Origin of the sequence: Peptoniphilus hominis (ex Hitch et al. 2025), assembly GCF_040096015.1 — a bacterium.
In the GTDB taxonomy this organism is placed as follows: domain Bacteria; phylum Bacillota; class Clostridia; order Tissierellales; family Peptoniphilaceae; genus Peptoniphilus_A; species Peptoniphilus_A hominis.
Genome location: NZ_JBBMFO010000005.1, coordinates 1 through 13239 on the forward strand (window position 1 = coordinate 1; position 13239 = coordinate 13239).

At 33.9% G+C, this 13239-nt stretch carries 16 protein-coding genes and 2 other annotated features; of the genes, 12 read left to right on the plus strand and 4 right to left on the minus strand.

Features of this window, described 5'->3' with window-relative positions:
- Positions 1-130 precede the first annotated feature (130 nt).
- Both WMO19_RS02885 and WMO19_RS02890 read right to left on the minus strand, forming a co-directional pair.
- Positions 131-304, minus strand: coding sequence for a hypothetical protein (locus tag WMO19_RS02885; RefSeq protein ID WP_349170135.1), 174 nt, complete (start codon positions 302-304; stop codon positions 131-133).
- 8 nt (positions 305-312) lie between these two features.
- Complete coding sequence (locus WMO19_RS02890; RefSeq protein WP_349170136.1) at positions 313-3207, minus strand: transglycosylase domain-containing protein; 2895 nt, start codon at positions 3205-3207, stop codon at positions 313-315.
- A 176-nt stretch (positions 3208-3383) separates the two neighbouring features.
- Here WMO19_RS02890 and WMO19_RS02895 point away from each other — a divergent pair, with 176 nt between their 5' ends.
- The 12 genes from WMO19_RS02895 (at position 3384) to WMO19_RS02950 (ending at position 11605) form a co-directional block, all read left to right on the plus strand.
- Positions 3384-3632, plus strand: coding sequence for a hypothetical protein (locus tag WMO19_RS02895; RefSeq protein WP_070610585.1), 249 nt, complete (start codon positions 3384-3386; stop codon positions 3630-3632).
- Position 3633: 1 nt separating this feature from the next.
- Positions 3634-3855, plus strand: coding sequence for a hypothetical protein (locus WMO19_RS02900; RefSeq protein WP_070610586.1), 222 nt, complete (start codon positions 3634-3636; stop codon positions 3853-3855).
- A 23-nt stretch (positions 3856-3878) separates the two neighbouring features.
- Positions 3879-4097, plus strand: coding sequence for a hypothetical protein (locus tag WMO19_RS02905; RefSeq protein WP_332087103.1), 219 nt, complete (start codon positions 3879-3881; stop codon positions 4095-4097).
- A gap of 87 nt (positions 4098-4184) precedes the next feature.
- A complete protein-coding gene (gene hflX, locus WMO19_RS02910) occupies positions 4185-5474 on the plus strand; it encodes a GTPase HflX (protein WP_349170137.1) in 1290 nt (429 codons plus the stop codon).
- Complete coding sequence (locus tag WMO19_RS02915; RefSeq protein WP_349170138.1) at positions 5467-6099, plus strand: YigZ family protein; 633 nt, start codon at positions 5467-5469, stop codon at positions 6097-6099. Before hflX ends, WMO19_RS02915 begins: the two co-directional genes overlap by 8 nt.
- A 15-nt stretch (positions 6100-6114) precedes the next feature.
- On the plus strand, positions 6115-6831 hold the full coding sequence (gene nadE, locus WMO19_RS02920; RefSeq protein WP_349170139.1) for an NAD(+) synthase: 717 nt from the start codon (positions 6115-6117) through the stop codon (positions 6829-6831).
- A 12-nt stretch (positions 6832-6843) separates the two neighbouring features.
- Complete coding sequence (locus tag WMO19_RS02925; protein WP_019125875.1) at positions 6844-7026, plus strand: hypothetical protein; 183 nt, start codon at positions 6844-6846, stop codon at positions 7024-7026.
- Positions 7019-7210, plus strand: a complete 192-nt coding sequence (locus WMO19_RS02930) for a hypothetical protein (protein ID WP_349170140.1) — start codon at positions 7019-7021, stop codon at positions 7208-7210. The genes WMO19_RS02925 and WMO19_RS02930 overlap by 8 nt, the downstream gene beginning before the upstream one ends.
- 53 nt (positions 7211-7263) lie before the next feature.
- Positions 7264-7492: a binding site (T-box leader), on the plus strand.
- Positions 7493-7542: 50 nt separating this feature from the next.
- Entirely contained in the window at positions 7543-8517 is a 975-nt protein-coding gene (locus tag WMO19_RS02935; RefSeq protein WP_349170141.1) for an ABC transporter substrate-binding protein, read from the plus strand.
- A 103-nt stretch (positions 8518-8620) separates the two neighbouring features.
- Positions 8621-8853: a binding site (T-box leader), on the plus strand.
- A gap of 37 nt (positions 8854-8890) precedes the next feature.
- On the plus strand, positions 8891-9880 hold the full coding sequence (locus tag WMO19_RS02940) for an ABC transporter substrate-binding protein (RefSeq protein ID WP_349170142.1): 990 nt from the start codon (positions 8891-8893) through the stop codon (positions 9878-9880).
- A 32-nt stretch (positions 9881-9912) separates the two neighbouring features.
- Complete coding sequence (locus tag WMO19_RS02945) at positions 9913-10797, plus strand: ABC transporter permease (protein WP_019125869.1); 885 nt, start codon at positions 9913-9915, stop codon at positions 10795-10797.
- Entirely contained in the window at positions 10784-11605 is an 822-nt protein-coding gene (locus WMO19_RS02950; RefSeq protein WP_349170143.1) for an ABC transporter ATP-binding protein, read from the plus strand. Before WMO19_RS02945 ends, WMO19_RS02950 begins: the two co-directional genes overlap by 14 nt.
- A gap of 71 nt (positions 11606-11676) precedes the next feature.
- Here the strand turns inward: WMO19_RS02950 and WMO19_RS02955 are convergent, their stop codons facing one another.
- Together WMO19_RS02955 and WMO19_RS02960 are read right to left on the minus strand one after the other, a co-directional pair.
- A complete protein-coding gene (locus WMO19_RS02955) occupies positions 11677-12717 on the minus strand; it encodes a DUF4179 domain-containing protein (protein WP_349170144.1) in 1041 nt (346 codons plus the stop codon).
- Complete coding sequence (locus WMO19_RS02960) at positions 12707-13228, minus strand: sigma-70 family RNA polymerase sigma factor (RefSeq protein ID WP_349170145.1); 522 nt, start codon at positions 13226-13228, stop codon at positions 12707-12709. The genes WMO19_RS02955 and WMO19_RS02960 overlap by 11 nt, the downstream gene beginning before the upstream one ends.
- Positions 13229-13239: the final 11 nt, after the last annotated feature.

The window sequence follows — 13239 nt, forward strand, 5'->3', positions numbered from 1 at the left end:
TTTATAAGTCTTAGACAAGTAAATATTTGCTAAATTTTAGCAATAAAAGAAGGAACTGAGCCAAGTGCTTAGTTCCTCCTTACATAAGGATACCCTCTTAGGTTTTGCTTAAGAGGGTATTTTTGTAATATCAATAAAGTTTTTTTATTTCATTTCTCATTCTTATTTTGCCAGCGTGGTAAAAAACCTTGCCTGCCCTCTTGGGATTTAAGAGGGGCATAAGTTTTATTCTTCTCCTTCTTCTTTTTGGCTTTATAAGTTTTATAAAGGCTATTAGTTTAATTAGGCTCTTTAATTTTTTCATATTTCCTCCTATTTTTTCTTCTTACTTGTTTTACTTGTCTTTGTTTTATCTGAAGATTTTTTTGATTTTTCTTGTTTTGATGATTTTTTAGCCTTATCTTTTTTTGGCGAATTATTTTCTTCCTCACCAAATTCATTATACCATTCTCTAGTGTGAACATCGCAGTGTTCCTTTGGGAGAGTCATGTAGTCGTCAGGATAAATTCCGTAGTGATCCTTGGCATCATATTTTTCTTTTCTCTCGAAACGAACTGTGTATAGGACTGACTCACTTGGGCAAAACTGCGTTGCAAGTTTATTGGAGTCCTTGCAAATTAAATATTTTTTAAATAAGTCGTCTTGCTCACTTGGCTCAGTGCCAGAAATATATTTTTCACTGTAAGATGCGCCTGCGTAATCGCTCATCTTTGTGGCAAGCTTGCCGCTCTTTGAAGAAATTTTTCTCGTGACAATATAGGATGGGTCTTCGTCAAAATTTTCAGCCTTGCTCAAATTTTTTGTCATCGTGTTAAATAAGTCAATTGCCGATGACTTATCTGATGCAAGAGAAATTTTTGGCGAGTCTGCTCCTAGCCAAAGGGAAATTGTGTGGCTCTTATTAAAACCATTGACAAAATAATCTGAATTGACCTTGTTTTGTCCCAGGTAAGCGCCAGTTTCTGACTTGCCAATGTGGGCGCCCCTTGCGTTGCCCCTATCGCTATTGGAAATAAATACATCCTTTAAAAGGTGAGAAGTCTTTTCGTCAAAAAGTTTTTTCTTCTTGTTGGAGTTATCAATAATTATATTTCCACTTGGGTCTTCAATTTTTAAAATTGCCGTCTCTTCTTTATATACTCCGTCATTGGAAATTGTCTGATACATCTTTGATAATTGAGAAAGACTTATGCCAACTTGCATATTGCCAAGGGCAAGAGACTCCAAGTTTTCGTCGTTTTTCTTTTTGTTGTCCCTGTGGTCTATAAAATAATCGTCGCCATCTTCTCTTATTATTTCAAATTTTTTAAGGACATCTATGGCCTTGTCCTTTCCAATTTCCTTTAGGACTTCTGCCGCAATGACATTGGAAGAATTTTCCATGGCAAGGCGAAGAGTCATGAGACCCTTAAAGGAATCATAATAATTGTGTGGCCAAAACATTCCGTCAACAGTTGTTGGCACATCGTCATAAACGTCGCCAAGAGTTTTTTCCTCCATAAGGGCAGGTAGGTAAACAGAAAAAGGTGTTAAAGAAGAGCCGGGCTGCCTGTAGGAGTCTGTTGCACGATTTAAAATTTTTGCATTCTTTGTCCTTACATCAAGGCCTCCAATTATTCCCTCCACGAAGCCACTGTCATTGTTGACAACAATCATGGCAGATTGTGGTTGCATAAGAGGACTTGGGTTGAAGTCAAAATATTTATTTGAAATAATTAAGTTGTCATTTTGAAGTCTATAAAAGTCTGGATAGTCCTTTAAGTAGGCTCCGTCAATAATTAAATAATTGTTTTTAAGTTCTCCTGCACCTTCTTCAATTTTTAGACCGCCAATTTCATAGGTGTTTAAAATTTTATTGTCGTCAATAATATAGGCGTCTATGATGTCAATTTTTTGTCCCAAGTCCTTAAAGTAAAGGCTCTTAATTTTTAAATCGCCATGAGAGGAGATGCTGTAAGATGATTTTGGAATTACCAAATTAAAATTTTCATCTAAAATATTGTTGCGAGCGAAGTATAAAATTTCGTCGCCAAAGATAATGTTGTTGCCCTCATCGAAGTTTAGGTTTAACATCCTGCTGCCGCCACTTGATGACCTATTTAACAAAAAGTTTTTGAAGTTTTCGTACTTGTCTTCTAAGTCCTTTTGAATATTTTCATCAATTGTGGAGTAAACCTTGTAGCCGCCAGTGAAAAGTTTGTGCTCGCCTTCTTCCAAAGATGTCTTATAAAAATCAGCAAGGTACCTAGAAGCCTCTTTTTTTATGTAGTCAGTGGAATAGGTAGACATTGTGTGATTTTTAAAATTGCGAGGGTTTAGGGCGCTTACTATGTCATAATTTTTTGCACGCTCATATTCCTTGTCGTCAATGTAGCCAAGCTCGTGCATTCTCATTAAGACAGTTTTTTGCCTCTTAAAGGCGTCATCATTTAAAACCATGTATAAATCCTTGCCGTCAATTTCGCGAGTGCCAATGACCTTATAATCTTCCTTCAAATATTCTTGGGGAACAGATTTAAAGGGCGAATAATTTGTTGGGGACTTTGGTATGCCAGCAAGAAGGGCAGCTTCGGCAATGTTAAGGTCCACTGCATCCTTAGAAAAATAAGTTTGGGCAGCGGCTTCAATGCCATAGGCACCTTGTCCCAAGTTGATTCTATTTAAATAAGCTTCCAAGATTTCATTTTTGTCTAAGACATCTTCAACACGAAGAGAAAGGTAAGCCTCTTGAATTTTTCTGCCAAGAGTTTTTTGGTTAGTTAGATAAACTGAACGCACCAGTTGCTGAGTTATAGTTGAGCCACCACGCAAAAGAGAGCGAGACTTTATATTTGCGGCAATGGAAGATGCAATGCCAATGGGGTCCAGACCCTTGTGCTTATAAAATCTGTGGTCCTCAATGGCTATGAAGGCATTTTTCACATTGTCGGGAATGTCATCTATGTCAATTAGTGTTCTATACTCAAGAGATTCAATTTTTTCAATTAAATTTCCCTCTTTAGAATAAATATAGGAGCTCTGATTAAAGGAGGAGCTCAAATTATTTAAGTCTGTGGCAGGAGTTTTTGAAATAATTGAAACGATAAGTGCTGAAAAAAATGAAATAATTAAAACAAAAATTAAAAGCAGAATTAAAAGTCCGATTTCAATTTTTTGACCCTTATTTAAATTTTTAAAATTATTTTTAAAGTGTGCAAAATTTTTCATAGTTACTCCTTTTTTCAATTATAACATTTTAAGAAGATGATTACTATTATGTTAATTGGCTAAATAGTATTCTATTGGTTTTTTATTAAGTGATTGTAGTATAATGTTATTACATATAAGAATTTTATAAAAAATAATTTTAAGTTAGTAATGTAGTAAAATAAGGGTATAATATTATGACAAAGAAAGATAAGTTAATAAAAGATTTTAGAAGTGCTTCCGCAAAAAACAAATCATATAAAGATTTGGTAAAGCTTGCGGGTTATTTGGATTTAAAAATTCAACAAGGACAGGGTTCTAGGTTTAAAATTTTTGATGCAAAAAATAGAAAATTATTAGAGTTACATAAAAAAAGTGAAGATCAAAACTTTAGAGAATATGAAATAAAATATATAAGAGAAATGTTAGATAAGCTAGGGGTGTAATATGAAATATTTAAAACACAATGGTTATATAGGAGACATTAATTTTTCTGAGGAAGATAATTTGTATTATGGCAAGATTCAAGGGATTTATGCAATAGTTGCCTATGATGGAAAAAATTTAGAGGAATTAAAAGAAGATTTTAAGGAAGCTATCAAAAGTTATGAAGAGGATTTTGAAACAGAAAAAGCTATAAAGAGTTTTGATGATGCTCTAGTAGTTTAAATTTTAGAGGATTGAGGGCTGATATGAAGTTATTACAGTATAATAAACTTTTGGGTTCTTTAGAGTACGATAAAGAAGATAAGGTATATATTGGAGAAATTTTAGGAATAGATGCTTATTGTCCATTTTTTGGAGACACTGAAGAAAAAGCAAAGGAAGATTTTAAAAAAGCTTGCATTGAATATACTGAATTTTGTAAAGAATCAGAAAAATCTAAAACGCAAATAATAGAAGTTAGCTAAAAACAAGAGACAAGGCTAGTGGGCCTTGTTTTTTTATGGGAAATTTTTTTAAAAGAGGAATTTGTCATTATGTAGTATAATGTAGTCATGGATAATGTTTATTTAGAGAATTTAAATTCAAATAAAAAATTAGAGAGAGTTATTATTGTTGGCACAAATATGGGCGCCTACCCTCACAGCCTTGAGACTTCTATGAAGGAGCTTAGTGACCTTGTCTTTGCAGATGGGGCAGAGGTTGTTGGTGAAGTTACGCAAAATATTTTAAAGTTCAATCCAAAATATTTAATTGGCTCAGGTAAGGTTGACGAGATAAAGGAAATGGTTGAGCTCTTAGAAGTTGATGCCGTTGTCTTTAATGACGAGCTTTCTGGCATACAAGTTAGGAACTTGGAGAAGAGAATTAAAAAGAAAGTAATTGACAGGACAAATTTAATCCTAGATATTTTTGGACTTCGCGCCACAACTTATGAGGCTAAGCTTCAAGTTGAGCTTGCCATGCTGGAGTATCAACTGCCTAGACTTCTTGGCATCGACGGATGGTCAAGGACTGGCGGTGGTATTGGTACCAGGGGACCTGGTGAACAAATTATTGAAACTGACAGGAGAAGGTTAAAGAGAGAAATCGACAAAATTAAGGAAAAGCTTGACAAGGCAAAGAAGACTAGAGATACGACTAGGACTAGAAGACTTGATTCCAATATTCCCATTGTTTCCCTTGTTGGCTACACCAATGCAGGCAAGTCCACAATCTTAAATAGATTAAAGGATGAGGACTCAGGAGAGGTCTCTGTGAGAAATATGCTCTTTGAAACTCTTGACCCATCTTCAAGAAAGGCAAGGCTCCTTTCTGGTCGCGAGTTTATAATTTCCGACACTGTTGGTTTTGTTTCCAAGCTTCCCACAAAAATTGTTGAAGCTTTTAAGTCAACTCTTGAAGAAATCAAGTATTCTGATTTAATTCTCCATGTCATTGACGCATCAAGCGAGGACCTAGAAATTCAGTACAAGACTACTATGTCTATCTTAAAGGACATTGACGTCTTGGACAAAAATATAATTACAGTTTTTAACAAGGTTGACAAGGTAAATACAGAGGACATAAATCTTCCTTTAAAAGTTTTGCCTGAGAAAAAGATTTATATTTCTGCCAAAAATGACGAGAACATGGATGAGCTTTTAAAGATCATCGAAGACAATCTCAAGGAAAAATATTTTGATGTGAAATTAAAATTTGCCTACAGCGACACAGATTTACTCTACAAGTTAGTTGAAAAATTTGATGCAAAGCCTCTTTATGAAGATGACGGAATTTATTTGGAATTAAAGCTAGAGGAAAGGGAATACGAAAAAGTAAAGGATTATGTTGTAAATGTATAATTCAATTTTAAAAAGTGGAAAAGCTGAAATTGAAATAAAAAAATCTATTTTCATTGGCAGAGCTTTTTTCGTAAAAAGTGAAGAGGAAGCCCTTGAAATTTTAAAAGATGTAAAGGAAATTGAGAGGTCTGCCACTCACAACTGCCACGCCTATATAATTGGCGAAGATGGACTTACCCAGAGATATTCTGATGATGGAGAGCCTTCTGGCACAGCTGGAGTTCCCATGCTTGAAGTCCTAAAAAAAGAAGACATGAGAAATGTCCTTGTCATTGTCACTCGTTACTTTGGTGGCACAAAGCTAGGCGCTGGTGGACTTGTGAGAGCTTACACTGATGCAGTTGTAAAGGCCCTTGACCATGCTAAAAGAGTTGTGAGGAAAAATTTCACAAGGACAAAAATAATTTATGACTACACCTTTCATGGCGCTATAATTAATTTACTTGCCAATGAAAATTTTAAAATCATTGAAGAAAATTACACAGATAAAGTTGAGGTCACAATTGATATTGCAGATGACAAAAGCATTTTAGACAAAATTAGAGACTTGACCTCTGCAAATTTTATAAATGAAGACTTAGAGGAAATTGAACTTCCAACCATTGAGGGAAAAATTATTTATTAAAAATTAGGAGACATTATGGATTATAAAAAAGTTACAGAAGATTTAGAAAAATGGGTAGGCGACTATGCAAAAAAAGTTGGCGCCAAGGGATTTATTTTTGGCCTATCAGGTGGAATTGATTCAGCAGTTATTGCTGCCATAGCCAAAAGAGTTTTCCCAGACAATTCTCTTGGTCTAATTATGCCTTGTGACAGCATAGATAAGGATAGAGAAGACGCCCGAAAGGTTGCAAAGACAATAAATTTAGAGACAAAGACAATTGACTTGACAAGCACCTTTGAAGAGCTTATGAAGGCATCCTTTACATCAGAAAACAAGATGGCAAGGTCAAACATCAAGCCAAGACTTAGGATGACAACACTTTATTATTATGCCCAAGACCTTGGCTACTTAGTCCTTGGACCATCAAATGCCAGCGAATGGTATCTTGGCTACTCAACAAAATATGGTGACTCTGGTGCAGACATTATGCCAATAGCAAATATTTTAAAGACAGATATTTTTGAAATAGCAAAGGAACTTGGTCTTCCAGAATTTATAATAAATAAAAAACCATCAGCAGGCCTTTGGGTGGGACAAACTGACGAAGATGAAATGGGCTTTACTTATGAAGTTCTTGACTCCTATATCAGGGGAGAAAAAGTTCCAGAAAAAGAAATAAAAGAAAAAATCGACAGGATGCACAAAAACTCTTCTCACAAGAGAGTCATGGCTCCAAAATTTGAAATTTAAAAGGGTGAAATTATGGGAAATCATCAACTTAGAAATTTATCAATTTTATTGGTCATAATGGCAATTTTTGATTTGTATAAATACTTTACTTCTGAAATAATTATTTCAGACTTGATCTACAAATACATTTTTGTCATTGGAGTTTACCTAATAACTTGCTTTGTTATTTATGTAATATCAAGGAGAAATGGTTAAGATGAAAGACTACATCAAAAATGCCCTAGTCTTATTTATTTACTTAATCCTTGTTAGGAGATTTTATATTTACAAGTTTGGGACCTATGAGGGAGAGAAATTAAAAATTGCCCTAATAGCCTTTGTCTTATATGTCTTAACTTACTTTGTCATAGAAAAAATAAAAAATAAAAAAGAAAATTAAAATTTTTCTTGACAAATAATTTTTATCTGCCTATAATACTTTCTAATAAAATAATAAATGCGAAGAAAGAGAAAAAGGTATTTTATAAGTCTCAAAGAGAGTGGGGATGGTGAGAGCCCACAGACAAGTTAGTATCATATATTCACTCTAAAGCATGAAGATTGAAAACAAGTAGATCTTCACGGCAGTCACCGTTATCATGGACTAGAGATTGTTAGATCTTTATTGAGGAAATATTTATATTTCGAACTTAGGTGGTACCGCGAATCCTTCGCCCTATATGGGGTGAAGGATTTTTTTATTATTTTAAATAATTTTTTTGGAGGACAAAAATGAAAAATTTAAAGAAAATGGTAAAAGTTCTTGTATTAGGTGCCCTTGCTGCATCCCTTGTTGCTTGCAGTGGAGACAAAAAGGCAGAAAAAGAAAATGGCAAAATAAAAATTGGAGCAATTCAATATATTGAACACGTGTCCCTTGACAATGCCCTAAAGGGTTTTGAGGACAGGTTAAAGGAAGAAGGCATTGAGGCAGAAGTTGAAGTGGAAAATTTGCAAGGCGACCAAGCTTTAACTACTACTGCACCAAAAAAATTTGAAGGCGATGACTACAAATTAGTTTACGCTATTTCTACTCCAGCAGCACAGGGAGCAAAGACTGCTCTTCCTAATAAAAATATTGTCTATTCAGCAGTTACTGACCCAGTGGAAGCAGGACTAATTGAAGCTCCAGATAAAATTACAAACATCACTGGTGTTAATGATGCAGTTTCTGCCAAGGATCAAATCGAATCCTTCTTAAAAATTTATCCTGACATAAAAACTATAGGAACAATTTTCTCAACTAATGAAGCCAATTCAAAGGTACAAGTGGAAGCTTTAGAGAAGGCTTGCCAAGAACTTGGACTTAAACTTGAAAGTGTTGGAATAAATAATATCAACGACATTGGTCAAGCTCTTTCAACTTTAACTGGAAAGATTAACGCTTACTATGCCTTAACAGACAACACAGTTGCCTCAGCTGGTCCAATCCTTGCTGAAAATTTATTGAAGGAAAAAATTCCATCTCTTTCAGCAGAAGAGGGACAAGTTTCTAAGGGACTACTTATGAGCGAAGGCGTTGACTACTACGAACATGGAAGACAAGCAGCTGATCTTGCCATAAAAATTTTAAAGGGCGAAGACATTAAAAATCTTCACGCAGAAGACAACAAGACTTCAAAGAAAAAGGTAAATGGAAAAACTGCAGAGGCTCTTGGACTTGACCTCAACAACGAAAACCTAAAGGATGCTGAAATTTTAAAATAAAAGGAATAAATTTCATTCAATAAAACTAAATAAAAAATTTTTTGGGAAAAATAAAAAAAGGCTTGACTTTGTTCTGCTACTAGAATATAATCATTTTAATTTAATAAAAGCGTTGAAAGAGAAAAAAGAATTTTTGATGATTTAAGAGAGTTGCCGTCTGGTGCAAGGCAATACACGGAAATTTAACATACACTCTAAAGCTTATTTGTTGAAATTAGTAGGCAAGTACGGAAGCCACCGTTAACTGAGGCTAGAGGTTGTTAGACCTTAAAGTGAGGTAATCTTTTTAGATTATAAAATCGGGTGGTACCGCGAAGTCAGTCTTTCGTCCCAATGTGGATGAAAGGCTTTTTTTATTTTATGGAGGTTTTTTATGAAATTTAGAAGAGTATTTGTTTTAGTTTTGTTGTCATTATTTTTAGTTTCTTGCTCAGTGGGTAAAAACGAGAAGCCAGTGGAAGAAACTGCAAAGGAAAGTGGAGAAGGCGCAAAGACAATTGGCATAATTCAAATTGCCGACCACATTGCCCTTGAAAGAGCGAGAAAGGGTTTTGAAGATGAAATAAAAAAGACAAACCCAGATGTTGAAATTATTTCAAAAAATGCCAATGGAGATTTGACAGTTGTCCCATCAATTATTAAATCTTTCCAAGATAAAAAAGTTGATTTGATATACGCAATTGCAACTCCAGCTGCACAAGGTGCAAAGAATGGCGAAAAGGAAATTCCAATTATCTTTAACGCAGTAACTGATCCTGAAAGTGCAGACCTATTAAAGAACTTGGAAGAACCTGAAGGAAATATTACAGGCGTTAGCGATTACTTCTCCATAGAAGCACAACTTGAAGAAATGATAAGTATTTTCCCAGATATAAAAAACATTGGCGTAATGTTCTCTACTAACGAAGCCAATTCAAAATTCCAAATTGAAGAATTAAAGAAAGCAGCAGCAGGCTTTGGACTAAATGTAGTTGAAGTTGGAGTAAATAATATTAACGATGTATCAACGGCAATAAAGACAATTGAGCCGAAGATTGACATCTTCATGGCAATTACAGATAACACAGTTTCATCTGCATCAACAATTATCGCAGAATCTTTAAAGGCTGCAAAAATTCCTTCCTTTGCATCAGAAGAAGGACCTGTTGAAAATGGAATCTTAATTAGTGCAGGCGTTGACTATGTTGATCTTGGAAAGAAGGCAGCTGGCATGGCAAGTGAAATACTTGGCGGCAAAAAAGTTTCTGAAGTTCCAGTAGCTTTTTCAACTGAAACAAGAAAGGTTGTAAACAAAAAAACTGCTGATGCACTTGGACTAAGTGAAGACGATAATTTAATGAAAGACGCAAAGGTCGTTGAATAATAAATTCACGAAAATTTTTAGGAGGAAGAAAGTTGAATTCAGTAATAATGGAATCCATTGTCATGGGACTTATATTTTCCATATTGACAATAGGAGTAGTAATAACCTTTAAAATTTTAGATTTTCCAGATATGTCTGTGGAAGGGACCTTTCCACTGGGAGCCTTTGTCTTTGCAAAGATGCTAACACTTGGGATGAACCCACTGCTTGCAATGCTATTTTCATTTATGGCAGGCGGCCTTGGCGGATATATAACTTATGTTTTATTTAGAAAATTTAAAATTCAGGCAATCCTTGCAGGGATTTTGACTATGACATTTTTATATTCAGTTAACTTGAGAATCACTGGCACGCCAAATGTTACCTTCTTTGATTATAAAACTGTTTTTCAACTTTTTGAAAGCCTACCAAAGATTGTAATCTTAATTATTATGACCCTAATAATAAAAATTGCCTTGGACTGGTTCTTAAAGACAGAAAGAGGCTACCTCTTATTGGCAACAGGGGACAATGAAAGTCTAGTAAAGGCTCTTGGCAAAAACCCAGACAAGTACATTGCCATAGGTCTCATAATATCAAATGCCCTTGCAGCTTTGGCAGGAGCCTTAATGGCACAGTCAAATGGCTACGCTGACATTACTATGGGTCAAGCTATAATCGTATCAGCTCTTGCATCAGTTATAATAGGCGATGCCTTTTTAAAGAACGCAAACTTTTTAAATAGAACAACAAGGGCAATAATCGGAGCAATAATTTATAGAATCATTTACGGCATAGCCCTTTACATTGGACTTGCTCCAAGTGATTTAAAGGGAATAACTGCAATAATAGTAGTATTCTTTATAGTTTATAACAATGTCTCCTCCAAAGGACTATCTGTATTAAAGGGAAAGAGGGAAGAAAATGCTAAAAATTAATAATATATCAAAAACTTTTTACAAGGGAATGGAAGAAGAAAATCAAGTATTTAATAACTTTTCCCTTGAAATCGAAGACAATAAGTGCGTTGCAATTTTAGGACCAAATGGTTGTGGCAAGTCTACACTATTTAACATGATAAGTGGTTCACTTAACCCAGACAAGGGAGAGATTCTCTTAGACGATGTGGACATTGCAAAATTATCTGAAGACAAGAGGGCAATTGATATTGGAAAGGTAAACCAAGACCCATCAAAGGGAGTTTGTCAAAGCTTAAATATTTTGGAAAATATGTCTATGGCATTTAAGAAGGGCAACAAATTTACCTTCAAAAAATTAATCGACAAGAACAACAATGAAAAAATAATTGAAAAACTAAAATCCATTGACCTTGGGCTTGAAAACAAATTAAAGACACAAGTAAAATTTTTATCAGGTGGACAAAGACAATCACTATCTCTATTAATGGCGACAGTAAAAAAGCCAAAGATACTTTTACTTGATGAACACACAGCAGCCCTTGATCCGAAGACATCAAAGCTAATCATGGATAAGACTAATGATTTAATAAAAAAAGAAAAGATCACAACCCTTATGATCACTCACAACTTGAAAAACGCCATAGAATATTCTGACAGAATAATAATGCTAAATAAGGGCGAAGTTGTTCTAGACATTCTTCCAAGCCAAGTGACAGAAGAAGAATTAAATAGAATTTACAACGAAAAAATCGAAGAATCAAATAACCTAGAATCAGAAAAAATAAAAAATTTAGAAAATATGAAACAAATAGAAAAAATCGCATAAACCTCATAAAATAATTGCATGGAAAAAGTCCTACCTTTTGTCGGGTAGGGCTTTTTCCTTAATGTAGAATTTTATTTTAAAGTGAGAGTAAACTCGTCACCAACTTTTTGTTCTCCAATAGGCATTTCTTTGCCGTCATAGCTGTGAACTGTCACTCTGTATAATTGGCATTTTAGTGTTTTGATTTCATTTAAAAGTTCATCGGCAGTGACTTTGCTAGTGACTGGTGAAAAGTAAAGGTTGGATTTGTTTTTCTCTGCTTCACAAGTTTCAAAATAAACAAATCTGTCCTTGGGATCTCTTGCTTTTATTGAATAAAGATATCCATCTTCGGTGTCAGGATAGCTTAGTACAATTTTTTGTGAAGCTGGGCTTGTAGTAAAGCTTTCAATGACAATATTATTAGTATCTGGAATAGTAAAGTCCTTTGCTATAAGATTTTTATTCATTTTCATTTGAGACATATCTATATTTGTTGAAAGATTAATTTTTTTCTTGTCTCCTAAAAACTCATCGAAGAAAAATTCTAAATTAACTTTGCCTTCTTTTGGCAAGGAGTCTTCTAAATCATATTTAAGAGTATAGACATTTACTTTTTCATCTTCAGGTAAAGTATATCCAGAGCCAGTAGAACTAAGAATATTATTTTTCTTGCCATTAACCTTAAGTTCAGTTAGGTTAACTTCTCCAGAGAGCATTTTTTCTGAGTCATTTAGACTCAAAATTACAGTGTATAAATTGTTATCTTCAATAATAAATTTATCAAAAATATATTTTTTGCCATTTATTTTAAAAGCTTCGTTTAAATTTATGCTGTACTCATCAACTTCTCTTGATAAACCCATGGCATCAGATAAGGTAATTTTAAAGTTACTTGCTAATTCTCTTGTCTTTGCCAATACATAACCACCAGATGTGTAGTTTGATATGCCAAAAACTAAAATAAGTGATGCTGCTATTGCCGCCACTCTTTTATTAAACTTATTTTTCTTGTTTTTTATTTTTAATGATCTCACAGTTCTTTTAAGATTTTCTCTTTCAAAATCATTAAGAGGAACTTCTTCATATTCAATTTTCATGTCGTTTAACTCATCATAAATATTATTTTTCATAAAAACTTTCCCTCCATTTTTTTAAAAAATTTCTTCCTCTGCTAACTTTTTTATAGGCATTTGCTGTGGAAATATTTTGTTTAGATGCTGCCTCTTTATAGGAAAGACCATGGATAAAAATATTTTCAAAAAGTTTTTTGTCTTCGTCATTTAAAAGTGAAAGGATTTCTTCTATTTCTAGATTTGAAGATAAATCTGAATCGACGATTTTTGAATCTTCATCTAGTCTAAGGCTTTCAAATTTAATTTCTTTTCTAAGAATATCTATGGCTCTATACTTAGCAACAAGAGCACACCAGTTTTTAAAAGTAGACCTACTTGAATCAAAGTATTTAATATTTTGCCATATACTTAAAAGTGCGTCATTCATGGCTTCTTCCCAAAGGTTTGGATATTTCCAAAGCGTTTTTGAAATAACTCCCTTTAATATTTTTCCGTACTCTTCAATAAATATATAAAGGGCATCTTCATCTTTATTTTTTAGCCTTTCTATCAAGTCTTTATTATCCATATTTCCTCCTT